The sequence below is a fragment of the Nocardia ninae NBRC 108245 genome (assembly GCF_007990755.1).
Lineage (GTDB): Bacteria > Actinomycetota > Actinomycetes > Mycobacteriales > Mycobacteriaceae > Nocardia > Nocardia ninae.
The window spans coordinates 61,704-84,976 of record NZ_BJXA01000005.1 but is presented as its reverse complement, the minus strand read 5'-3'; the positions used below and the strand labels follow the sequence as shown (position 1 = coordinate 84,976).

The 23,273-nt window shown below is 66.6% G+C and carries 18 protein-coding genes; 15 read left to right on the top strand and 3 right to left on the bottom strand.

The window, feature by feature from the left end; genetic code table 11:
- Nucleotides 1–84: 84 nt before the first annotated feature.
- Nucleotides 85–6,867: a non-ribosomal peptide synthetase gene (locus tag NN4_RS06295; protein WP_147128999.1), complete on the top strand. Its 6,783-nt coding sequence runs from the start codon at nucleotides 85–87 to the stop codon at nucleotides 6,865–6,867.
- 40 nt (nucleotides 6,868–6,907) lie between these two features.
- Here the strand turns inward: NN4_RS06295 and NN4_RS44805 are convergent, their stop codons facing one another.
- The 3 genes from NN4_RS44805 to NN4_RS06285 all read right to left on the bottom strand — a co-directional run bounded on the left by NN4_RS44805 (nucleotide 6,908) and on the right by NN4_RS06285 (nucleotide 8,378).
- Entirely contained in the window at nucleotides 6,908–7,084 is a 177-nt protein-coding gene (locus tag NN4_RS44805; RefSeq protein WP_186818294.1) for a hypothetical protein, read from the bottom strand.
- 343 nt (nucleotides 7,085–7,427) lie between these two features.
- Complete coding sequence (locus NN4_RS06290) at nucleotides 7,428–7,763, bottom strand: DUF3140 domain-containing protein (RefSeq protein ID WP_107654620.1); 336 nt, start codon at nucleotides 7,761–7,763, stop codon at nucleotides 7,428–7,430.
- Nucleotides 7,764–7,910: 147 nt separating this feature from the next.
- Complete coding sequence (locus NN4_RS06285; protein ID WP_147128998.1) at nucleotides 7,911–8,378, bottom strand: nitroreductase family deazaflavin-dependent oxidoreductase; 468 nt, start codon at nucleotides 8,376–8,378, stop codon at nucleotides 7,911–7,913.
- 157 nt (nucleotides 8,379–8,535) lie between these two features.
- On the opposite strand from NN4_RS06285, the gene NN4_RS06280 reads away from it, so the two are divergent.
- The 14 genes from NN4_RS06280 to NN4_RS06220 all read left to right on the top strand — a co-directional run bounded on the left by NN4_RS06280 (nucleotide 8,536) and on the right by NN4_RS06220 (nucleotide 23,244).
- Nucleotides 8,536–10,452, top strand: a complete 1,917-nt coding sequence (locus NN4_RS06280; protein ID WP_147128997.1) for a hypothetical protein — start codon at nucleotides 8,536–8,538, stop codon at nucleotides 10,450–10,452.
- A gap of 36 nt (nucleotides 10,453–10,488) precedes the next feature.
- A complete protein-coding gene (locus tag NN4_RS06275) occupies nucleotides 10,489–11,568 on the top strand; it encodes a glycosyltransferase (protein ID WP_147128996.1) in 1,080 nt (359 codons plus the stop codon).
- Nucleotides 11,565–13,151 carry a DUF707 domain-containing protein gene (locus NN4_RS06270; RefSeq protein ID WP_186818293.1) on the top strand — a complete coding sequence of 529 codons (1,587 nt, stop codon included), beginning with the start codon at nucleotides 11,565–11,567 and terminating at the stop codon, nucleotides 13,149–13,151. The genes NN4_RS06275 and NN4_RS06270 overlap by 4 nt, the downstream gene beginning before the upstream one ends.
- A 167-nt stretch (nucleotides 13,152–13,318) precedes the next feature.
- The gene (locus NN4_RS06265; protein WP_147128994.1) at nucleotides 13,319–15,214 is read left to right on the top strand and encodes a hypothetical protein; all 1,896 of its coding nucleotides are present in this window, start codon (nucleotides 13,319–13,321) and stop codon (nucleotides 15,212–15,214) included.
- A complete protein-coding gene (locus NN4_RS44800; RefSeq protein ID WP_186818292.1) occupies nucleotides 15,214–16,038 on the top strand; it encodes an ESX secretion-associated protein EspG in 825 nt (274 codons plus the stop codon). The genes NN4_RS06265 and NN4_RS44800 overlap by 1 nt, the downstream gene beginning before the upstream one ends.
- Nucleotides 16,039–16,081: 43 nt before the next feature.
- Nucleotides 16,082–16,831 carry a YbaB/EbfC family nucleoid-associated protein gene (locus NN4_RS46550; protein WP_222594997.1) on the top strand — a complete coding sequence of 250 codons (750 nt, stop codon included), beginning with the start codon at nucleotides 16,082–16,084 and terminating at the stop codon, nucleotides 16,829–16,831.
- A gap of 12 nt (nucleotides 16,832–16,843) precedes the next feature.
- Nucleotides 16,844–18,526, top strand: coding sequence for a hypothetical protein (locus NN4_RS06255; RefSeq protein ID WP_147128992.1), 1,683 nt, complete (start codon nucleotides 16,844–16,846; stop codon nucleotides 18,524–18,526).
- Nucleotides 18,523–19,308 (top strand): ESX secretion-associated protein EspG, encoded by a 786-nt coding sequence (locus NN4_RS06250; RefSeq protein ID WP_147128991.1) that lies wholly within the window; start codon nucleotides 18,523–18,525, stop codon nucleotides 19,306–19,308. Before NN4_RS06255 ends, NN4_RS06250 begins: the two co-directional genes overlap by 4 nt.
- A complete protein-coding gene (locus NN4_RS06245; protein WP_246180729.1) occupies nucleotides 19,301–19,771 on the top strand; it encodes a hypothetical protein in 471 nt (156 codons plus the stop codon). The genes NN4_RS06250 and NN4_RS06245 overlap by 8 nt, the downstream gene beginning before the upstream one ends.
- Entirely contained in the window at nucleotides 19,765–20,082 is a 318-nt protein-coding gene (locus NN4_RS06240) for a YbaB/EbfC family nucleoid-associated protein (RefSeq protein ID WP_147128990.1), read from the top strand. Before NN4_RS06245 ends, NN4_RS06240 begins: the two co-directional genes overlap by 7 nt.
- Before the next feature lie 103 nt (nucleotides 20,083–20,185).
- Nucleotides 20,186–20,506: a type VII secretion target gene (locus tag NN4_RS06235; protein ID WP_107654629.1), complete on the top strand. Its 321-nt coding sequence runs from the start codon at nucleotides 20,186–20,188 to the stop codon at nucleotides 20,504–20,506.
- A complete protein-coding gene (locus NN4_RS06230; protein WP_147128989.1) occupies nucleotides 20,503–21,849 on the top strand; it encodes a hypothetical protein in 1,347 nt (448 codons plus the stop codon). Before NN4_RS06235 ends, NN4_RS06230 begins: the two co-directional genes overlap by 4 nt.
- A gap of 14 nt (nucleotides 21,850–21,863) precedes the next feature.
- Entirely contained in the window at nucleotides 21,864–22,169 is a 306-nt protein-coding gene (locus tag NN4_RS06225) for a PE domain-containing protein (RefSeq protein ID WP_107654631.1), read from the top strand.
- 4 nt (nucleotides 22,170–22,173) lie between these two features.
- Nucleotides 22,174–23,244, top strand: a complete 1,071-nt coding sequence (locus NN4_RS06220) for a PPE domain-containing protein (protein WP_147128988.1) — start codon at nucleotides 22,174–22,176, stop codon at nucleotides 23,242–23,244.
- Nucleotides 23,245–23,273 lie beyond the last annotated feature (29 nt).

Sequence of the window (23,273 nt, the reverse complement as noted above, 5' to 3'; positions counted from 1 at the left end):
TGCCGAGTCGGGCAATGTGTAGGAGAGATAGGTGTGAGGGATAACGCGTCCGGGCCAGTGCGGGAACCAGTACGCACGCGCCCAGTGCATACGCGGCGGCCCAAGGCAGCGACCCTGCCGCGGCTGTTGGCGGTGGCGGTGGAGTCCGACCCCGATGGTATTGCCATAGCTTTTCGGGGGTCGGCGCTGCGCTATCGCGAACTCGACGATGTCTCGTCGCGGTTGGCGCGGTTATTGATCAGTCGCGGCATCGGCCCCGGGGAACTGGTGGCGGTCGCGGTCGCCTCGCCGCTCGGGGCGGTATCGGCGATGTGGGCGGTGGCGAAGACCGGCGCGGGCTTCGTCGTGATCGACGCGCGAGCCTCCACGCAGCAGGCCGAGTACCTTCTCTCCGATACCAGGCCGGTGCTCGGCTTGACCGCAGGCACACCATGGCTCGACTCCGGGTCGAGAACGGCCTCGAATCCGCGTCACTCGATCGAGTGGCTGATGGTCGACGACCCCGGCACCCGAAGCGAACTCGCCCAGCTGCCCGGCGATCCGGTGACGCACCAGGATCGGGTGCGTCCGATCCAAGACGACGACATCGCCTGTGTGACCGCAGGCTCGACGGGTGTCTTCGATGCCGTGCCCATCACACAGGCGGCGGTGGTCGCGATCGGCGCTCGGCCGGAACGATGTCCGGAGCCGCTCACCGAGTTCTTCACCACCGTGTTCCCCCGCGCCTTCGCGCCGCGGCCGGAGCAGACCCTCCCGCAGTTGTTCGCTGACGTGGTGGCGGCACGCCCGGACGCGACCGCGGTCAAATTCGGCGCAGAGACATTGACGTACCGGGAACTGGATTCACGGGCAAACAGGCTGGCGCGCAAGCTGATTGCACTGGGTGTCGGTCCGGACAAGCTGGTGGCCGTGGCCATGCCCCGATCGCTGGACTTGGTGGTCGCGTTGCTCGCCACGGTCAAGGCCGGCGGTGCCTACCTGCCCGTCGACCCGGCGTACCCGGCCGATCGCATCGCCTACCTGCTGGCCGACGCCGAGCCGATGTGCGTGGTGACGGGGCCGGGCATCACTCTGCCCACCGCAGCACCCTCGATCGAGCTGGGCCGCAGCGACTTCGGCATGGACGCCTCGCCGATCGGTGACGCGGACCGGACCGCCGCGTTGCGCCCGGAAAACCTCGCGTACGTGATCTACACATCCGGTTCCACGGGACGCCCCAAGGGTGTGCAGATCCCGCACCGCAATGTGGTGGCGCTGTTCGCGAACACCCGAGCGCAGTTCGGCTTCGACCATCGTGACGTGTGGACGATGTGCCATTCGTACGCGTTCGACTTCTCGGTGTGGGAGCTGTGGGGCGCACTGCTGCACGGCGGGACGTTGCTCGTTGTCGACTACGAAACATCGAGGTCGCCGGCGGAATTCATCGAGTTGCTGCGCACCGAGCGGGTGACCGTGCTCAATCAGACGCCTTCGGCGTTCTATCAGTTGGCCGACGCGGACCGCACCGCATCGGCGAACAATGAGATCGCCCCATTGGCGTTGCGGTACATCGTGTTCGGGGGAGAGGCGCTCGAGTTCCACCGACTCGACGATTGGCGCGCCCGGCACGGCGCGACACAGCTGGTGAACATGTACGGCATCACCGAAATGACCGTCCACGCGACCAGCCATCAGGTTTCGGCGACCAGCCGCAGCGTAATCGGTTCTGCCATACCAGGTTTGCGGATCTGGGTGTTGGACGACCGCTTGAACCCCGTCCCGACCGGGGTGTCCGGCGAGATCTACCTCTCGGGTCCGCAATTGGCGCGGGGCTATCTCGGCCGCGCGGGTATGACCGCCGTGCGATTCGTCGCAAATCCCTTCACTGCCGGCGGATCCCGGCTGTACCGCTCCGGTGACCTCGCCGCGTGGAATGCCGACGGCGACCTGGTGTATCTGGGGCGCGCCGATGATCAAGTGAAGGTACGCGGATTCCGCATCGAGCTCGGCGAGATCGAGGCCGCCCTGCTCGCACTGGAGTCGGTCGACCAGGTCGCCGTGGTCGTCCGGACCGATTCTCCGGGCGATCAGCGGATCGTCGCGTATGTGGTCGGACAGCGGGAGGTGGCGACGCTGCGCAGCGAGCTGACCAGGGTGCTGCCCGACTACCTGGTTCCGTCGGCGTTCGTCGCAGTCGACGCATTACCGCTGACCGCACATGGGAAGTTGGATCGGGCAGCCCTACCGGCACCGGTGGTCGAGACCGCGGAGTTCCGTGCGCCGGAGCATCCGCTCGAGCAAACGGTCGCCGACGTGTTCGCGACGGTGCTCGGCGTGGACCGAACCGGCTTGGACGACAACTTCTTCGCCCTCGGCGGCAACTCGCTGTTGGCCACTCAGGTCGCGGCCCGGCTCGGCGCGGCACTGGACGCACGGGTGCCCGCGCGGCTGCTGTTCACCGCGCCGACAGTTGCCGCGCTGGCTGCCGAGGTGGGGCGGCATCTGGTCGCGGGCGGCCGCCGCGCACTAGTGGCAGGGCCTCGGCCGGAACGGATTCCGCTGTCGATGGCACAGCAGCGCATGTGGTTCCTGAACCAGTTCGATCGGAGCTCGGCGGTCTACAACATCCCCGTCGCGGTGCGGCTGACCGGCGACCTGGCGGTCCCGGCGCTGCGCCGTGCCATTGAGGACGTGATTGCGCGGCACGAGATACTGCGCACGATATATCCGCAGCACGATGGTGTGGCCTACCAGGCGATCCTGCCAGCCGAGCAGGCCGTTCTCGATCTCACGCCGGAGCCGATCGACGCCGCCGGTGTGCTGGCGCGGATCATCGAGGTGGCTTCCGCCGGGTTCGATGTCGCGACCGAGATTCCGTTGCGCGCCAGCCTGTTGCGTATCGACCCATCCGAGCATGTCCTGGTGCTCGTCGCACACCACATCTGTAGCGACGGTTGGTCGATGGCGCCGTTGACCCGCGACGTGATGTTGGCGTACGCCGCTAGATGCGCTGGCGCGGAGCCGGATTGGGCGCCACTACCGGTGCAGTACGCCGATTTCGGTCTCTGGCAGCGGGCCACGCTCGGCGCCGAGTCGGATCCGGGCAGCCTGATCTCGCAACAGGCCGAGTACTGGCGCACCACGCTGGCCGGCCTGCCCGATGAGCTCGCCCTGCCCTTCGACCGGCCGCGCCCGGCCACGCGATCGTTCGCCGGTGGGCAGGTGCAGTTCTCGATCGGCCCCGACGTGCAGCGCGGAGTGGCCGAGCTCGCCCGTGCGCAGAGCGCGACGGTGTTCATGGTGCTGCACGCCGCGTTCGCGATCTTCCTGGCCCGCTGGTCGGGCACCGGCGACATCGCGGTCGGCACGGTGGTCGCGGGTCGCGGCGAGGCCGAACTCGATGCGGTGGTCGGTATGTTCGTCAACACGCTGGTGCTGCGCACCCGGGTCCGTGCGCAGGACGATTTCACCGCGTTGCTCGAACGGGTCCGCGACGACGATCTGCGGGCCTTCGAGCACGCGGATATTCCGTTCGAGCGGCTGGTGGAGACGTTGAACCCCGCCAGATCCACCGCCCGCAATCCGTTGTTCCAGGTCGGGTTCGCGTTCCAGAATCTGCCGGAATCCGCCTTCGAGCTGCCTGGATTGCGCGCCGCCGCAGTCGATTTCGACACCGGTATCGAGAAGTTCGATCTGTCACTGGCCGTCCGGGAAAGCGCCGCAGGCATGGCCGCGCAATTCTCCTTCGCGCGAGACCTCTTCGACGAAGCCACGATCCGGGTGATGGCGGGCCGGTTCACGCGGTTGCTGGCGGCGATCGTCGCGCAGCCGCGCATACCGGTGGGCGATCTTCCGCTGCTCGCCGACGACGAGTACGCCGCGCTCACCAGGGTAGAGCCCGCCCAAGCGATGACCGGTGCCCTGATGCCGGAGCTGCTGCTGCGTGGTGTGCGGTGGGGCCGCGATCGGATCGCGGTACGGGACCGGGGCCGATCGATCACCTACGGCGAACTGGATGATTCTTCGGCCCGGCTGGCGCGATTCCTGATCAATCTCGGAGTCGGTCCGGAACGTGTTGTCGCGCTGGCTTTCCCACGTTCTTACGAGATGCTGGCCGCAGTGCTCGCGGTCGCCAGGACCGGTGCCGCGTATCTCCCGATCGATCCGACGTATCCGGCGGATCGGGTGCGGCACATGGTGACCGATGCGTCGGCGGTGATCGGGCTGACCGCCACCGAGTATGTCGATCGCCTGCCCGAGGAGCTGACGTGGCTGATGCTCGACCATCCGGCCATCGAGGCCGGGTGCGCGCGGCGGTCCGCGCGAGCGATCACCGACGCCGACCGGACAGCCCCACTGCGCCCGCAGAATCCGGCGTACCTGATCTATACCTCCGGTTCGACGGGTGTGCCGAAGGGCGTGCTCGTCACCCATGCCGGGCTGGCCGGGCTGATCGAGCACACGGTCGGGGTCCTGGAACTCGAGCCGCAACATCGTCTGTTGCACTCGATTTCGCCGAGCTTCGACCCGGCGGCATTGGAGTGGTTGTGTGCGTTGTCGGTCGGCGCGACGCTGGTCATCCTGCCGCCTGCGGTGATCGGCGGACCCGAGTTCGCGGCGGTGCTACGCGACGAACGGGTGACGCATTGCAGCGTCACTCCGGCCGTATTGAGCACGGTTGATCCCACCGGTGTGGCGATCGGGACCCTGTTGGTCGGCGGTGATGTCACCGCGCCGGAACTGGTGGCGAAGTGGCAACCGGGCCGCAGGTATATCAACGCCTACGGGCCGACGGAGGTCACGATTGCCGCGACCTTCGGCGCACAAACCGCCGGTCGCGACATCACCATCGGCGGACCGGTGCAAGGCGTGTCCGCGTTGGTGCTGGATCGGCGGTTGCATCCGGTGCCGCCCGGTGTCACCGGCGAATTGTATTTGGCTGGCGGGACATTGGCTCGCGGCTATCGCTCGCGTGCTGCGCTGACGGCGGAATGGTTCGTCGCGAACCCCTGGGGCGAGCCGGGTGCGCGCATGTTCCGCACAGGGGACCTGGTGCGCTGGTGCGTGCCGGAGCAGCAGGGCGATTCCCGGCCCGCCCCTCGGGAGTTGAAGTACGTCGGGCGGTCGGACTTCCAGGTGAAGATCCGCGGCTTCCGCATCGAACTCGGCGAAATCGACGCGGTGCTCGGCGGACACGACAGCGTCGACTTTGCGGCGACTGTCGGCCACGAAACTCCCACCGGCGAAACGGTTCTGGTGGCGTATGTGCGTGCGGTGGCGGGCGCGGAGTTCGATGCGGACGGGCTTACCGAATATGCCGAGCGCAGCTTGCCACGGCATATGGTCCCCGCGGTGATCATGGAACTCGACCGTCTTCCGCTGACGCCCGCGGGCAAGCTGGATCGAAAGGCGTTGCCGGAGCCGATGTTCGACGTTGTAGCGTTCCGGAGCCCGTCGACGCCGACCGAAGAGATCGTCGCGGAGGTGTTCGCGGAGGTGCTGGGTGTCGAGCAGGTCGGTGCGGACGACGACTTCTTCGCCCGCGGCGGCACCTCACTGCTCACCCTCACCCTGCAACACGCGCTGTCGGCCCGGCTCGGTGTCGAGCTGCCGGTGTCGTCGCTGTTCAGTGCCTCCACTGTGCGCAGCTTGGCGGCACGCATAGCCGGTCAGGATGCGCCGGTGCACAGTCCGGCGCTGATCGCCGCCGATGCCGTACTCGGACCGGATATTTCGGCCGTCGGCATCGCGCCGATCCGCCAGGGGCCCGCACGTGACGTGCTGCTGACCGGAGCGACCGGTTTCGTGGGGGCATACCTGCTAAGGGAACTGCTCGACCGCACCGACGCCGTCGTGTGGTGCCTGGTTCGGGCCGACACCGTCGCTGCGGGGCGAGACCGGATCTACCAGGCGTTGCAGCGGTATCGACTGTGCGGCGACGTCCCGGAGTCCCGAATCGTCCCGGTGCCGGGCGATCTCGCGGCACCGTCGCTGGGGCTGTCCGACACCTGTCACGCGTGGCTCGCCGAACGGATCGACGTTATCTATCACAACGGCGCTCAGGTGAATCACCTGGAGCCGTACGCGCGGCTGCGGGCCGCCAACGTCGACGGAACACGAGAAGTGTTGCGGCTGGCGACGACTCGGCGCGTCAAGCCCGTGCATTTCGTCTCCACGATCAACACGGTGATGTCGGCGGTCCACGTTGGCGCCCCGGTCGACGAGGGCACCCGAATCACCGCCGCCGAGCTGCCCGCACAGGGTTACCCAACGAGTAAATGGGCGGCGGAGCAACTGACCCTGGAGGCGGGGGAGCGCGGCGTGCCGATCAAGATCTATCGGCCCGGCCTGGTCTCCGGTGACTTACAGGTCGGTGTGAACAGCGCCGACGACTCCTTCTGGAACATGATCCGAGCGGCAGCGATCCTCGGCATGGCCCCCGACGTGGGAGCGGCGACGATCTCGCTCGCTCCGGTGACCTACGTGGCGCGTGCCATCGTGGAGATCTCCCTCAGCAACGCGACCGACACCGCCTACCACCTGGTGAACGAGGTACCACTGGCGATCCGGGACATCTTCGAGTGTCTGCGCCGCCACGGAATACCCATCGAGACAGCATCTCTCGAAACCGTACAGCGGCGCCTCGCCGAGCAAGCCAATGCCCGCTATCTGGCCGGCGACGACTCGCTGGTGCGCGCCGCACTCCTCGGCGGTAACTACGCGGGTGGCGCGGCCGATCTCGTGGTGGACTGCGGCAACACGAAACGCGCACTCACGGGGAGCGCGATCTCCTGCCTGCCGATCGACGCGAGCGTGCTCGACACCTATATCGGCGCCTTCATGAAATCCGGATTCCTACCTACCCCGATCGGGGCCCCTACCGAATAACGTCCGGGTGCGGCGCGACGGCCGCACCCGGATCTACCTGCTAGGAGTTTCGTTCGCGCGTCGGCCGGTCACCCGTGATCTCGTCATCGTCGGCGGGTGGCCCCGGGTCGCGCCATTCCTCGGCTCGGCTGGATCGGTTGCCGCGGATGGTGCCCTCGAGTTCGTGGGCGAGTTCGTCGTCCAGCTTGGGACCGTGTTTGCTGTTTCCCCGTTCCATCGCTGTCTCCTCGGTTCGTCGGATTACCGGTGCCGAAGCAGCGCTCCCACACCTTCCGGTGGTGCGCTCGCCTCATCGACCGGCGTGATCGTGGCCCCGCTGGTCAACGCCGGTCGACCGCCGCGACCACATGGGCAACCTGCCGGGCCGCGCGCTCGAGCAGTGGCAGCACATAGGGCAGGCGGGCGACGCGCGCGATATCGCGCGGCGGCAGCTCCGGGAGCACTTCGTCGGCGACCAGCGCCGTACGGCCAGCGATCGGTGTTGTGCGAGGCGTCGATGTACAGCGAGGCGAACGGGCCGTCCCGTTCGACGATCTCGCGAAGTTTCGTATTCTGCATGGTCACGGTCCCTTCAGCGGATCGTGGCCGAGCGACATCAGCCGGTGCCGCCAATGTGCCTGGCCGGCAACCGGTTCCAAGTCGGCTCGGCGCGCATCGGTCACCTCGCGCACCACTCTGCGCATGGCCTCGGCATCCTCGGCCACCAGATCGGTGCGCCGTTTACCCAGAATGGCCAGCACCCGCTGACCGAGCTGCGGCCCCGAGTGGTCCGGCAACGCCTCGGCGTCCGGGCCCGCGCTCGCGGTGCGCAGCCAATCCCGCAACTCGCGGGAGGACATGTTCACGACGCGATGGAACTCGTCCCACAAATCGTCGTCGACGTGGGTTTCCGCCATCGTGCTCACCCCGTTTCCACGATCGTCCGGCAGGGGTCTGGATAACCACTGCCACCTGGACTTTCTCCATGAACTGGCTGTGTCGTCGGCATCCCTCCTTCCGTCACGGCTACTACCCGCAAGATCCGAGGCAAAACCCGAAGTGCCTCAGCGGGCGAGACGCACGCGCACCATCGGCAACGTGCCGACCGGCTGCCCGGTCGCCCGCTCGATGCTGCTCCGCAGCCGCTTCCACGCCGCCGGATGGTGGCGGATGTAGTGCTCCAGCGCATCGGCCGCGTCGTCCTCGTTTATCGGCGCAGCGATCGCCGGGGCGTCCCGTAGTCGGCCGGTAGAGATACGCACCCGTGGCTGCGCTCGAATATTGCGATACCACTGCGCTTTCGGGCCGAACCCGGACACGACCACGTACTCGTCGGATCCCGGCCGGTCGACAACCTCGAGTACGACGTACCGCTTCGCCCCGGACTTGCGCCCGACGTGCTCCAGCATCAGGACGCGGGTACCGAGAAGGAACCCGAGTCCGGCGCGGTAGAGCCGGATCGGCGCGCGCACCAACCAGCGGGTCTGTAATGCGCGTGCGCCGAGGGTGGCGATCAGATCTGCGGCAGTCATGTCTGTTTCCCTTCCCGGAACCGAGACGGCATGCGTGGTGCGCGGCCCATGGTTAACCGTAGGTGTCTGGTTGGTGGTTCGGGTTGTGGGCGGCCTGACGTAGTCGGTTCCTCGTGGTTAGGTGTCCGGCAGCAGCGGCTGAGCGGGTAGGAGTGGGATGACGTCGGGTGGGCCTGGTCTCGATCAGACCGAGTGGTCTGGGTTGTTGAAGGGTGCGCAGGGCGGCAAGTTGAAGTTGCTGAAGGTGGATGCGGGGGCGTTGCGGAAGATTGTGTCGGCGTGTGAGGCATTCGCGGCCGATATCAAGGGATTGATTGATTTTCTGCTTCGTGAGGATAATTTTCCGAAGTTTTCGTGGGTTTATGATAATAAGGCTGCCGGAGCACATTCGAATGCTGCGCTGGCCGCGCCTCGTGTCACGACTTTGTATAGTATGAAGATGTTGTTCGACAAGTTCGATGACAAGCGGACGGTCGAGCTGGTCGATATTTTGAAGAATCATCAGGCGATCGTCACGGTGATGGCGAATACTTTCGGTGCGGCGCACAAGTCGTTCAGTAAGACTGATGACGATAATGCGAGTATGTTTCATCCGCCCGCGCAGGGGACGAACCATTGGCCGGAGATCGCGAAGTTCCATGCGACTCCGTCGGCCGATTGGAAGTCCGGCCCTGGGTTGCCGACGACTGCCGGGTCGGGTGTCAGTTTCGACACCAACGCGAAGGGCAGGATCGAGGGCGCGATCGAAAGCGGCGATAGCCTGTCGTTGCTCGATTTTGCCGCCATCGCGGAGATGATCGAGCGGAACGGTGGCAATACGTTCTGGATGGCCGGTGAATGGAAGGCGCTGGCCGTGGTCTGGCAGCGGTCGGTGCAGAAGTTTACCGACGAGGTGGATTACGTCTTCAAGAACCAGTATTGGGAGGGTGCTGGTGCCGATCGTGCGGTGGCCTTCCTGGACAAGTATCTGCAGTCCACCGATACCTTGCAGCGCGGCATGGAATCCATGTCCAATGTTATCGGTAATACGGCGAATTTCAATGTCTTCATCAGGTCGCATCAGCCTCTGTATGAGCACTACAAGTATATCGACGGATCGGTTTCTTCGGTTCAGAATTTTACCGATGTCAATGATGTGCTGACCAGGGCACGGACTTTCTGGGACAAGGGTGATGCGTCGAGTGCGCAGAAGGGGTATCGCGGGGGTATCACCCAGCTCGCCGGGTATATACCCACGTTCACCGATCCGAACAAGATGCTCGGTGCCAGTGGTGATTTGCCGGGTAGCTACAACTATAAGGACCCCACCGGCAACAATGGTGGTGGCAGCGGTGGCGGTAAAGGTGGCGGCGGAACCGGTGGCGGCAAAGACGGCGGCGGTAACAACGGCGGCGGAACCGGCAGCGGTAAATCCGGTGGCGGCACCGGGGGCGGCGGCGAAGGCAAAGACACCGGCGGCGGTGCGGGCAGCGCGGGCAGCAAACCACCTGGATCCGGCAGCAAGCCGCCGGGTTCCGGCGGCGGCACCGAATCATCCTCCCGCCCACCATCGTCTGCGAAAGACATGGTTCCCGGTGGGGCCACCGGACCGGTCGTCGGCGCGACCGGACCGCTGTCGGCACTGACAAAGGCATTGCAGCAGCTGGCATCGGGAATGGTGTCCGGCCCCTCGCTGCCGTTCGCCTCCGGTCCCTGGGGAGCGTCAGGACCCACCGGTGCCTCCGGTCCATTCGGTTTCGACATCAAGCCGGCCGGTGTGGGTGGCGGCTCGGCGGGTGGTAGTGCGGCGGGGGTAGGCAAACCTGCAAATCCGTTGGAGGACAAACTGTTCCCTCGCGCAGCAGCGCCAGGCAACTCCGCCGAAGCGGTCACCGCGCGAGCCGGCGTGGCGCCTTCGGCCGCGATGCCCTACGGCGGCTACCCGATGGGTGGCGGCATGGGCGGCGGCGCCCCCGGCGGGCAACAGCAACAGCAGCAACAGCGCAAACGCGCGGCCTACCTGGACAGTACCGAGCACCTGGAGGAGGCGGTCGGCGAAGATCCCCTGTCGGTCCGGCCCATCATCGACCGCTGACCAGTCCATCCTTCGAACCGAAACGTGAGCTCTGCCATGCGTTTTCATGTCGTGAATTTCCCCAATACACAGACCACCAAGCACTATCAGCCGTGTGCGTACACCCAGAAGATCCGGCGTTTCGCCGGAATGATGACGGGTCTGGGCCACGAGGTGTTCCTGTACGGCGGCGAGGAGAACGACGCGGCCTGCACCGAGTTCGTCACCATCGCGTCGAAGTCGGAGCAGGCCGAGTGGTTCGGCGGCAACGATCTGTACAAGGACCTCAACAACCTCACCTGGAATGCCTACGATCCGCATTGGACCACCACCAATGAGCGCGCTATCACCGAGATCGCGAAGCGCAGACAGGATCGCGATTTCATCTGCGTGCTCGGTGGCACCTGTCAGCAGGCGATCGCGGACACGTTCCCCGAGTTGATGACCGTCGAGTTCGGGATCGGCTACAGCGGGGTGTTCGCGAACTATCGTGTGTTCGAAAGTTACGCGTGGATGCACTCCGTCTATGGTTCGCGTTCCACGGTTCCCGGCGTGATGAGCGCTCGCGGCCAGTTCTACGATGCAGTGATCCCGAATTACTATGAGGTGGAAGACTTTCCGTTCTCCGATGAGAAGGACGACTATTTTCTCTTCATGGGTCGCCTGGTCGAGGCGAAGGGAATTCAGATCGCCGTCGACACCTGTCAGCGGCTCGGGGTGAAGCTGGTGGTCGCGGGCGCGGGCGTGGCGCCGCCTGCGGAGGTCGCCGAGTATGTCGGCGTGGTCGATCATGTGCGCCGCGGCGAGCTGATGAGCCGGGCGCGTGGGGTTTTCGTGCCCTCGCTCTACCTGGAACCGTTCGGCGGCGTGCATGCCGAGGCGATGCTGTGCGGGACTCCGGTGATCACCACCGACTGGGGCGTGTTCACCGAGACCGTGCAACAGGGTGTGCAGGGTTTTCGCTGCCGAACGCTGCGCGAATTCTGCGAGGCCGCGGATGCGGTCGACAAGCTCGACTACCAAGGGATTCGCGACTACGCGGTGTCCAGGTTTTCCACCGATGTCGTTGCCCCGCAATACGAGACGTATTTCGAACGTCTCGGCACGCTCTGGGGAGAGGGCTGGTACGCCGCGTGACAAGCGGAGCAATTCGGCAGCGGCGGAGTGTCTTCCGTGCAGGCGGACGGCGCCGGAACCTGGTGGTGCTACGGGCGGGGGACACCTCGTTGCACGAACAATGGCTCGCCGGGCCGGAGCCACGCACCTGGGATCTGGTCGTGAGCTATTTCGGCGACGACCCGCACCGCTATCGCACGGGCGACGTGCGCCGGCTGGACCGCAAGGGCCCCAAATGGCCTGCGCTGCATCACGTGCTCACCGTCGACCTGGCCGGCACGATCGAGGACTACGACTACATCTGGCTCCCGGACGACGATCTGGCCACCGACACCGCGTCCATCAATGAACTGTTCGAATACGCGGCCCGCTATCGGCTCGCGCTGTCCCAGCCCGCACTCACCGAGGACAGCTACTACTCCCACGAGATCACCCTGGTCGATCGCAGGTTCGAGCTCCGGTATACGAATTTCGTCGAGATCATGGCGCCGTGTTTTCGCCGGGATTTCCTGCTCCGCTGCCTGCCGACGTTCAACGCCACGCAGACCGGGTGGGGCCTGGACTTCCATTGGCCCAGATTCGTGCCGGACACCTCGTCGATCGCGATTGTCGACGCGGTGACCGTGCGGCATACCCGACCGGTCGGCGGCCCGAATTACGCGGCGGCCCGTGCGGCAGGGGTGAACACGTGGACGGAGTACTACGACTACCTGATACAGCACGAGATCGACCTGACAACGACGGTGTATCGGGGAGTCGGTGCCGGGTACCGGCAACGGGCCGAGCCGACGGCGATCTGCGTTTCCGTCGACGGGCCGCAGCCGGGGCTCACGGACTGGCTCGATCACCATGCGGTGCATGCGGACCTGATCATTGTCTACTCCGATGATCCGGCCGTGCGCGCACTCGCACGCGACACTGAGCACCCGATACTGCTGTGCGACAACAGTGTTCCCGTCGCCGATCCGGTCGAGCGTGCGGTGGCCAATATTCACGCTGCCGTCGCGACCGCACGTTCGGCCGGTATGGCCTGGCTGCTTCCGCTCGGCCCGCGGGAACTGTTCTATGACGACGGCAGGCGCCGCTGGCAGATCCCCGGGGCGGGGCAAGTTACCTTCATCGCCCACGAGGCAGTTCCGAAGCCGCAGCCGGTCGCCGACCCGTTCCGCGAGTGCACCTTGTTCCGCGTCAGCGGGCGCTCCGCATTCCTCGACGCGCCCGCGAACCGCAGCGCCGTCCGGCTCGATTCGGATATCGAGCCGGTCGATACACACAGCTTCACCGGATTCACCGGCGCGAGCGGAACAGTCACCGCGCCGATGATTCTGCACTACCCATACCCGAGTTTCGAGGGCTGGCTGGCCCGGGCCACCGAGGCGGCGAGCAGCGGCGGCACCATGGCGCGCCATTTCGCGCACTACTCCCGTGACCTGCTGCAGGTGGCCGTAGCGCACGGCAGTCTCGACGGTGCCGGCGCCTGTTTCCGAGCCGAAATCCCTTGTGACGGAATGGTCCGGCGCATGGTGGAAGAAGGCGAACTGATGCGCCTGGACGCAGTGCTCCAGCGGCCCTCGCCCGTTCGCTCGACGCGACTGAGTGCGTAGGGAAGACGTCGTCTCATGCCGGGGTGCACGTACCGCGACGAGCCATCGCACGGCGTTGGTTAACGGATGGTGTACGGACCGGGCTGCGGTCGCCTTACAGCGTGACCGCCCGATTGTTCGGTGCTAGAAACTCAGGGCGGACGCAGTGAATTGACGGTAGGAGTGGGATGACGTCGGGTGGGCCTGGTTTCGATCAGACCGAGTGGTCTGGGTTGTTGAAGGGCGCGCAGGACGGCAAGTTGAAGTTGTTGAAGGTCGATGGTGGGGGGTTGGGGAAGCTGGTGTCGGCGGCTGAGGGATTCGCTGCCGACATCAAGGGGTTTATTGATTTGGTGCTGGGGGAACATTTTGGGAAGTTCGTGTGGACGATCGATAATAAGAAGGATTTTTCGGTCGATAAGGCTGCGCAGCGTGTGACGACTTTGGATAGTATGAAGATGTTGTTCGACAGGTTCGAAGACAAGCGGACGGTCGAGCTGGTCGACATTTTGAAGAATCATCAGGCGATTGTCACGGTGATGGCGAATACTTTTGTTGCGGCACACAAGTCGTATAGCAATACCGATGATGATAATGCGCATACTTTTAACGCCCCGGAGAAGGGGACGGATCATTGGTCGGAGTTGTCGAAGTTTCACGCTACTGCGCCCAATAATTGGAAGTCGGGTCCGGGTTTGCCGACGACTGCTGGTTCGGGCGTCAGTTTCGATTCGGGAGCGAAGGGGCGGATCGAGGGTGCGATCGAGAGCGGTGACTTTTTCGTCCTGCTCGATTTCGCCAATATCGCGAAGATGATCGAGAAGAATGGTGGTAATACGTTCTGGCTCGCGGGTGAGTGGAAGGCGTTGGGCGTGCTGTGGCGGCGTTCGGTGCAGAAGTTCGTCGACGAGGTGGAGTTCGTTTTCAAGAATGGGTTTTGGGAGGGTCGTGGCGCCGAACGCGCGGTGGCTTTCCTGGAGAAATATCTGCAGGCGACGGATACCTTGCAGCGGGGTATGGAGTCGATGTCGAATGTTGTCGGTAATACGGCTGATTTCAACAGTTTCATTTATTCTCGTTTGTATCAGTACGCGGATTTCAAGGCGTATGACGCGGGTGGTCAGCCCTCCACGGTCCTCAGATCCACCGATGTGAATGGTGCATTGACCGCGATGCGGGCGTTCTGGGACAAGGGTGATGCGCAGAGTAGTCAGAAGGGTTATCGCGGGGGTGTGACGCAGCTTGCGGGGTTGATTCCCATGTTCGCCGATCCGAACAAGCTGATGGGTGCCACCGGTGATCTGCCCGGCAGTTACAACTATAAGGAGCCCACCGGCAATCCCGGCGGCGGCAGCGGTGGCGGTAAAGGCGGCGGAAACGGCGGCGGCAATGGCGGCGGATCCGGCGGCGGTAAGAGCGGGGAATCCGGCGGCGGCAAGAGCGGCGGCGGTGAGGGCGCCGGGAGCGGTGGCGGCAAGTCCGGCGGCACCGGTGGCGGGGGCGAAGGCAAAGGCTCCGGTGGCGGAACCGGTTCCGACGGCGGCAAATCCGGTGGCGGCACCGGTGGCGGTGGCTCGAACCCTTCGGGTAATCCCGGTCAGGGCGTCGGCCCAACTGGGCCGATGGGCCCGATCGGAATAGGTGGCGGCGGGGCCTCCGGTGCCGACATGATGAGTCTGTTCTCCGAAGCGCTGCAACTGATTGCGTCGGCGATCCCGACACTGGTCCAGCTCGGCAATCAGCTCGCCGCCCAGCTCGGGCCCGCCTTGCAGCAGCTGGCGAAGGCCGTGGAGAACGGCACCATGACGGTGAAGCAGGCGCTGGACGAGGCGTCGGAGCGGATCGGACGGCAGGTGCACGAGCTCGAGGAGCAGCTGTTCCCCTCGGGTGCGACCGGGCCGCTCAGTGTGTCCTTCGCGCTGCCCCCTGGCGGCGCACCGCAGTTGCGGCTCGACCTTCCCGGCCGAGCCGGCGGGCATCAGCCAGAGGTGTTCGAGGACTTCACGGCTACCAAGTCGACCACCGAGGTGGCGGGCGAAACGGCGACCGGGACCCCCGGCATAACGGTGGAGGGAAACCGATAGTGGAACGCACCTGGCGCCTGAGCGGCCTCGAATATCGGGTGCTGCGCGAACGACTCGTCGACCGCGATCGGAACTGGCCGTTCATCTACACCTCACCCATTCGCGGCTACTACGACTACCAGTTCGCCAAGGCGCGGGTCTGGGGTGAGTTGCAGGCCGCGTGGGATCCGGCACTGGCCGACGTGCTGGTCAAATCGCTTCGGGCCGATATCCGGCTGGCTGTCCACGCCGACGACTACAGCGCCGCACGGGTGCTGGATGGTCGAATCGTGATGGCGGGCAGGAAGTTCGGTGATCGCGCGGTACTGATCCAGGGTTTCAGCCCGACCATGCTGGAAAGTCAGGACGAGCTGGAGATCACCGAGTGCGATGCCGCATCGCTGACCCGCCTGCTTATGGAGAAACTTCCGCCCATGACGGCGGGCCACCAGACTCGGGTAGAACTGCTCGATTCGGGCGGGGCGGCGGATCTCGATCACTGGCACGGCCGCAGCTCGCTCTACGACGAGGGCGACGGCGACGTGGACGCCCGGTGCAGGCAGTGGCAGGCGGCGCCGAAGGCGACAGTTGGCCGGGTCGTGATCACCCAGGGCCATTCGAACTTCGGCCCGGCCGGCCAGGTGACGAAATGGCTTGTCTGGGAAGACCATCCGGGCGACGGCTGCTATGCGATCGGCATGGAAACACCTACCGCCGCCGTCGCGGTCGACAGCGACGGATTCCGCGCCCTCATCGATCGGCACTGCGACGAACTCATGCTGGTCCGCGAAGACGAGTCGCGCCGCGGGGTGGCCAGGGCCAGCGTCTACGACCACGGCCGATGAGCGGCGAGCGAATCATGTGCCGCACCCAGGAGACGGAGGCCCGGTGCACGGTCCGAATGATCGGCTGAGAATGGAAGTCGCCCAGGTGGTCGACGACGTGCACCGGCTCATCAGCGGGTTCGCCGAGGCCAAACGCCTGCATCAGAAGGTGACGGCGTCGGCGTCGGCCGAGCGGGAGCGAATCGTCGTGGTAGCGGACGTGTCCGGTGCCGTGACGGAGGTCGACTTCGATGACGACATCGAGGATCTCGGCTATCACCAGATCGCCCGCGGCGTCGTGCAGGCGGCGCAGCGGGCGGCCGCGGCGGTGCAGCGCAAAGCCGACGAGATTCTGTCGGCGCAGCGGGCGGCGTTGCTGGGCTTGCCGAAGCTGTCGGATCTGGTCGACTGGATGCCGGACGAACAGCAGCTGCCGCCACCGCCGCCGGCATTGCTGACCCCACCTGCCGAGCGCGAGCCACTCGCCGTTGTCAGCGAGCATGCCGACCTTGTCGAACTTCAGGAACAGCGTGCTCGCCTCTTCGCCACCGCGTCCGCCGAGGGCCGCCGGGTGACCGTAGCGGTAAACGCCGACGGCGTGCTGATCGATCTGCAATTCTCCGGCGCCATAGCCGATCTCGGCTACGAGGAGATTGCCGAGGCCATCGTCGCGGCGTCCCGCGCGGCGGTGGCGGCGGTCGCGCGTAAAGTCGCCGACCTCTACGCGCCGACCGTCGAGAACGACCGGCCGCGCTTCCCCGGACCGGACGTCGTGCTGGCGGGCATCGAACGTCTTCGCGACCAACTGCGGTGATCGGAGAAACACATGGCACCTGAACCGAATCCGTCCGAAGGCACGCTCTGGGCTGGCCTGCTCACCTCGGCGAAGAACGGGAACCTGAAACTCGAACCCGGCACGGCCGAACAGTGTGCCCAGCACGTCGAGGACATGCTCGAAGTTGTGGTGGGCGTGCAGAACTGGATCAACCAGAACACCGCTGCGGCGAGCCCGCATATCGCTGCCTCGGTGTCGGGCCAGCTGATGTGGACGGTGTTCAGCCTGAAGTTCGGCACCGAGTTGCGCCAGCGCATCGACCGGCACCGTCAGATATTGGTCGACATGGGCAATACGTTCGTCACCGCGGGCAAGCGCTACGCGCGTACCGAGGGTGAGTCGGCGGCGAGCTTCGAAGACATCTCCTTCAACCCGAAGGGCACGCCGCCGAGCGGGGCCCCACCGACCGGCACCATCCCCAGCAGTCCACGCAAACCCGACCCGGTGACGAAATACGACTCGTTCGGGTTCGGCCCTGAAATGGGCGGCCAGCTGGGCTGGGAAATGCTCTACATCATCTGCAATTCGATGACCCCGCAGGCAGTGGCCAATGCCGGAGAGGTGTGGCATTGGCTGTCCACGACCCTCGAAACCGGCTTCACCACCCTGCGCACCACGATCTCGTCCACCTCGGACCGGTGGCAGGGGGTCGGCTCGCAGTCGGCGATCACGGCGACCACCGGCTACACCGAGGCTTCCAAGCAGCTCACCGGTGACATGAACCTCCTGGGCGACACCTTGGTCTACACCTCGGGCTGGCTCCAGCAGACCAAGCAGACCGCGATGCCGCCGACACCCTCGCCGCCGCCGGCCACCTCCATCTCGCAAAATATGGCGAATGAGGTCAACCTGATCCGGTACCAGGAGAACTTTCAGCTCCACTACTCCGACAGCTACCCGCAGACGCTGAGCCGCGTCGTGACCTTGCCGTCGCCCGATCCGGTGACGACCCCGGGGCTGTTCGTCGGCGACGAGACGCCCGGGGTGCCGATGACCGAACCGACAACCCCGGACGGCGAGACGAAACCCGAAGGCGTGGGCGGTGATTCCGGTGACAAGCCGCCGGTCGACGGCGAAGGCGGCGAAGGCAGCGGTGGTGGTGAAGGTAGCGGTGGCGAAGGCGGTGAGGGCAGCGGCGGCGGTGGCACCGGGACGGGTGGATCCAAGCCGCCCACCATCGGCAATCCCGACCCCGGATCGAAACCACCGACCACCAATCCGGGCAAGCCACCGAATCCGCTCGAGGGCATCGGCAACAAATCGCTGTCGCCGCTGAACAAACCGCTCGGCGATCTGTCCACCGACCCCTCGAAGAACCCGGGGATCTTCGCGAGCACGGTGCCGCCGGTCGGCACGCACACCGGAGCTCCGGTCGGCAAGGGCGGCAGTGGAATCGGCGGCAGAGGCTTGGGTGGTCGCGCCCCGGTTGCCCTCGGTGCGGCGCCGAGTCCGCTGTTTCCCCGCGCCGTGGTGCCCACGGAGGCGAAGGTGGTCGGCCGGGCCGGGCCGGGCAGCGGACTCCAGCCGGGCGCGCCGTACGGTGGCGTCCCCGGCCGGTCGAACCCGAACGATGAACGTGAGAAGAAGCGTTCGGAATACCTGAACTCCACCGATCATCTCGACGAGGCACTCGGCGAGCCCGGACGCGGCATCCGTCCGGTGCTCGACCGGTGAGCCGCACCTGGCGGCTCACCGATGTCGAGCTGATCGACCTGTGGGACAGCTTGTTTCAGGACAGGCTGCCCGCCCCACTGTTCGCGCTGTACCGCGGCGAGAGCACCGAGGACTGGGCGCGATTGCGCGCCGAGGCCAGGGCGCGCACGGCCGATCTCGATGACGGCGCCCTGCACGACGCGCTCATCCGGGTCGCGCGGGCCGATGTCCTGGTGTCGGCCAAGGGATTCGATCCACGACACCAGGACCGCCCCGACGGCTTGGTTCGAGTACTCGGTGCAAGGCAGGGGGCAGTAGCCACACTGATCAGTCAGCTGCCGGGCGAAAGTATCTGGCACAGTGGCGGTTACGTGATCACCGTCGGCGCCGCGGATCGGCTCGCCGGTGCCATTGCCGGGGCACTGCCCGAGCGTGCCGCGGGCCGCGTGCCCGATACGCCACTGGTGACCGCGCCCGACGACGGTGCCACCGACCACTATTACGGCCGGTCGAAGGTGCAGGAAAGCTACGCCGATGCCGACCGGCGGAGCGCCGAATGGCTGGGAAAGCAGGCCGAGTTCCTCGGCGTTATCGAAACCCGCTTGGGCAGTTCCATTTTCGGGCCACGCGGGATAACCCGCTACCGCATCGAATGGCACGACCTGGTCGACGACGGCCGCTACGCCGTCACCGACACGGCCGGGCCGGTCGCGACGCCCGTCGACCGCCCCCTGCTGGCGACCATGATCACCGCCCACATCACCACCGTGTTGCAGACCTTGGAGGACGAGCGCCGTGCCTGAGCAAACCCGAGCCGCCGACACCGATTGGTACACCGGCGCGATCCAGTCGGCTGTGCACGACGACCCGGTGTACGAAGGCACCGAGCCCGAACCGGCACCGGAAGCACCCGAAGTGCCGGACTTCGAAACCTTCGCGACCGGGGAAGCCTCCCTGCGCGGTGGCGACATCGTTGTTACCGCAACGGATTCCGGGCTCCCGACCATGGTGCGCGTCACCCCGGACCAACTCCGCCGCGATCCGGACGATCTCGCCGACGACGTGCTGCGGCTGTGCCGGCTCGCCACCGACCGGGCGGGCGTGAGCCGCCGGGAATACCTGACCGGCCTCGGCCTCGGCGACGACGCGTTGCGTCTGCTCGGCCTGCCCACCCAGCAGGCTGTCGAACAGTCCGAACTAGCGGACGAGGCCGAACACGAATACGAGCCGCGCAGCTGGCTCGATCAGGATGGGAGCACATGGTGACCGATTTCGCCGCACTCGAAGCGGATGCGACCGCGCAGATACATCGGATGCGCAGGCTCGCGGAGGATATCGCCGCGATCAAGGTCGACCACACCAGCGACGATGCGACGGTCACGGCCGTCGTGGACGGCGCGGGCCGGCTCCTCGACCTTCGCCTGACCGAGGGCATATCCCGTTTGTCACCAACCGAATTCGACAGCGCGGTGGTAACCGCGGCGTCCGTCGCGGCGCAGCGCGCCTTGGCGGTCCGCGGCGGGCTGGTCGAGGACTTCAACAGCAAGGTGAACAAACAACAGCAAGGTGAACAGTAGGATCCGCGACCCGCGCTGATCTTGCGAAAGACCGTGTGCTCGTTAGATTTCCGGGTGAACCGCCAGGTATCGAGTTCGCAGATCAGCCCAGGAGGGTACCGCGATGAATGTTGTCAATGTGCAGCCGCAGACATTCCGTCAATATGGCGACATTTCCGAGGGGATGGCCGCGGCGGTCGCCGTCGCCGGTGCCGTCGATCAGGCCGCGGTCGTGGCCGCCGCCGCCCCAGTGTTCGGATTGATCGGGCAAGAATTCCTGGTGAGTTTCGCCTACGCGCAGGCGAATCACCTCACCGCGGTGGGCGAGCTGGTGACCAACTTCGCCGGGACCGCGCTCACCGCGCGCGCCGCCGCGCAGTCCTACGAGCTGGCCGATCAAACCAACGCGGAGGCCTTCGTCCCGCCCGCGGGCGCACAGGCATGACGGCCGCGCACCTCGCGGCGCCGCTGTCACCGACCGTGCTCGACGCGCTCCGCAACACCCCGGTAGCGCCCTTCCTCGACCGGCCGACCGAACAGGTGCTGGCGCACATCGGGCTGCCGTCGCTGCCCCAACTGCCCGCGTTGCCGCCGCTGCCCGGCCTGCCGCCGCTGCCGACGATCGATCCGCTGAACTTGATCAAGCCGGTCACCGATCTGTTCAGCGGCTTCGGCGACGGCAATCTGGGCGCCAACGGCCCGCTCGACCCGAAGACCGTGCTCCAGCAGATCACTCAATCAATCAGCACCGCAACGCAATTGGCGACGACCGGCATTCAGCTGCTGCAGCAGATGCAGAGCGCGGGCAGCCGGGCCGCCACCTCCGCCGCGGTGCAGACGGTCGCGACGTCGACCGAGATCGCCGGGCAGGCAACGCACATGAAAGGCATCACCGCGGGCGCCGCCGGGACGGTGGCCATCGGATACCTGCAAATGGCCGCGGTGGCAGCGCGATTCGCGGCGACCACCGCCGCGCTCAGTCTGACCCTGGCGACTCCGGCCGGGCAGACTGCCTTGCTGGCATCGGCGATCGAAGCCGGCCTCGAGGCGATCGCGATCACCGCGCACACCAAGGGACAGCTGGCCGGGCAGTCCGCGCAGATGGCGCAAGCGGGTAAGCCGGTGGCGGTGCGCAAGCCGACCACCCCGAAGCTGGGCAGCCTGGGTAAATCGTCGCAGTCGCTGATGAAGGGCGTGAACCTGGGGAAGGCGACCCCTGCCCCCGGCTCGGTGCAGACATCGGGCGGGATGTCGGCGAAGTCCACGGCGGCCAGTTCGACCACCTCGGGCGACCAGGTCGTCCAGCAGCTGGTGCAACTCGTGCAGCCGCTGATCTCGGCGGCGCGCCAGGCGGGCCAGCAGGTCACCGCACAGCTGCCGCCGAAACCGGCCACGGAGACCACAGCGCCGGTGCCGAATCGACCGCCGACCGGTGCCGCGTTGAGCGCACCGATCGGACCGCTGATGTCCACCCCTTCGGTGACCAGCGCGGCGGCACCGCTGGGTGGTTGGCAGGCGGAGACCGTCGTCGCCACGTCGTCGGGGCCGGCGCCGGGCGCCACCACCTCGACCGTCCGGTTCGCGGGGGAGGTGCTGCCACCTCTCGTGCCCGGCATGGGTGGGCTTGCGAGCGTGGGTGATCGGTCGCGGCCGGTGGACGGGGATGCCGACGCGCTGGTGGACGCCAGGTACGTCGACGAGCTCGTCGGTGGCGCGCCCCCCGAGACCGCGGCGCCGGTCATCGGCGCGGCGCCACCGAGTAAGACAGATAACCCGTACAGCTTGTAGCAGAGGAGATTTCGATGAGTCAGATCGCATTCGACGGTGAACTCGCCCGGCTGGCGGCGGGTCGCCTCGACACCCTGGCCGACGGTCTGGAGGGCACGCTGCATCGGCGTGGCGACGCGCTCAGCCCGGCCGCCGCAGGCCTCGACCCGGTGTCGCGGCAGACCGCGCAGACCATCGGCGCGGTCGGCGGGTCGTTCCAGGAGTCGTACCTCAGCGGGGTCGGCGAACTGCGCAAGATCGCCGCCAACCTGCGCTCGCACGCCGACCTCGCCGCCGTGGCCGACGGCGACGTGGTCGATTCGTTCAAGCCGCTGATGTAACGCGATGGTCGAGCCACCGCTGGCCGGGTTCACCGGCACGAACTGGGCAGCCGTGCCCGCCGAGCAGTTGGCGCACGAGCTGACCACCGGTCCCGGTGCGGCCCAGATGGGCGACGCCGGGTTGGCCTACGCCGAGTTCGCCGCAGGACTCGGCGAGGCCGGTACGGAATTTCGCGCCATCCTCTCGGTGGTGGGCGGCGCCTGGGGATCCGACTCCAGCGAGGACGGCCTGGCCCAGCTGGCCGGGCTGTCCACGTGGTTCGACGCCATCACCGCGGCGGCGACCGACAATGCCGCGACCGCCACCCAGCAGGCCGCCTCGTACGAGCTGGCCAAACTCGCCATGCCGCCGGTGGGCGAGCTGAACGCGGCGGTGCGCTCGGCCGAGGACATGCTGCACGGCAGCCTGCTCGGCGCACCGCTGGCCGGGCTGTTCGACCTGGCCGAACGCCAGGTCGACGCGCTGCGCGAGCAGGCAGCCCAGGTGATGCGCACCTACGAGGCGGCCGGGGAGAAGCTGGCGGTCCCGTGGACGCAGGAGCTGGCACCGGCGGTGTCGGCGGGCGCCAACCTGCTCGCCGAAAAGGCTCGGGGCCAAGGCAATACGCCCGCGGCCCCGGAGCCGCCCGCCGCGACGCCGGTGCCCGCCGAGGTCGTGCACGCGCCAGCGGTGACGATTGATCTGTCCGCCCTCGACCTGGCACCGCCGCCGCCGACCGTGCCGGTCGGCAGCGAGTCGCTGATGCTCACCCCGCTACCGCAGCCGGGCCCGGCCCTCGCGCCGGTGCCCTCGTCGGGCTCGATGCCCCTCGGCACGACAGCGGTGCCACCGCCGATCGCGCCGCCCACCACGACACAGTCCGCCTCGCCCGCGCAACAGGCCGCGGCCCGTGCCGGGGTCGCGGATGCGAGCGACATCAGCGAGCAGATCGTGGTGGACGCCGGATTTACTACCGCGCCAGCGGTATTGGGTGCCACAGCGGCACCGGGCGGTGGTCCGGCAGTGGTGTCGGGTGGCGGCGCCATGGGACAAGTCCGGCGCGCAGAGACTGTGCCACAGGAGGTGCAGTCATGATGCGACCCGCCGAGGGCTTGCCCCCGTCA

Bases quoted from the DNA above. Each gene is read 5' to 3' on its own strand.
- NN4_RS06220 (WP_147128988.1), top strand. From the start codon at position 22,174: ATGGTCGAGCCACCGCTGGCCGGGTTCACCGGCACGAACTGGGCAGCC.
- NN4_RS06290 (WP_107654620.1), bottom strand. From the start codon at position 7,763: ATGGCGGAAACCCACGTCGACGACGATTTGTGGGACGAGTTCCATCGC.
- NN4_RS06235 (WP_107654629.1), top strand. From the start codon at position 20,186: ATGAATGTTGTCAATGTGCAGCCGCAGACATTCCGTCAATATGGCGAC.
- NN4_RS06265 (WP_147128994.1), top strand. From the start codon at position 13,319: ATGACGTCGGGTGGGCCTGGTTTCGATCAGACCGAGTGGTCTGGGTTG.
- NN4_RS06280 (WP_147128997.1), top strand. From the start codon at position 8,536: ATGACGTCGGGTGGGCCTGGTCTCGATCAGACCGAGTGGTCTGGGTTG.
- NN4_RS06240 (WP_147128990.1), top strand. From the start codon at position 19,765: ATGGTGACCGATTTCGCCGCACTCGAAGCGGATGCGACCGCGCAGATA.
- NN4_RS06230 (WP_147128989.1), top strand. From the start codon at position 20,503: ATGACGGCCGCGCACCTCGCGGCGCCGCTGTCACCGACCGTGCTCGAC.
- NN4_RS06275 (WP_147128996.1), top strand. From the start codon at position 10,489: ATGCGTTTTCATGTCGTGAATTTCCCCAATACACAGACCACCAAGCAC.
- NN4_RS44805 (WP_186818294.1), bottom strand. From the start codon at position 7,084: ATGGAACGGGGAAACAGCAAACACGGTCCCAAGCTGGACGACGAACTC.
- NN4_RS06225 (WP_107654631.1), top strand. From the start codon at position 21,864: ATGAGTCAGATCGCATTCGACGGTGAACTCGCCCGGCTGGCGGCGGGT.
- NN4_RS06285 (WP_147128998.1), bottom strand. From the start codon at position 8,378: ATGACTGCCGCAGATCTGATCGCCACCCTCGGCGCACGCGCATTACAG.
- NN4_RS06255 (WP_147128992.1), top strand. From the start codon at position 16,844: ATGGCACCTGAACCGAATCCGTCCGAAGGCACGCTCTGGGCTGGCCTG.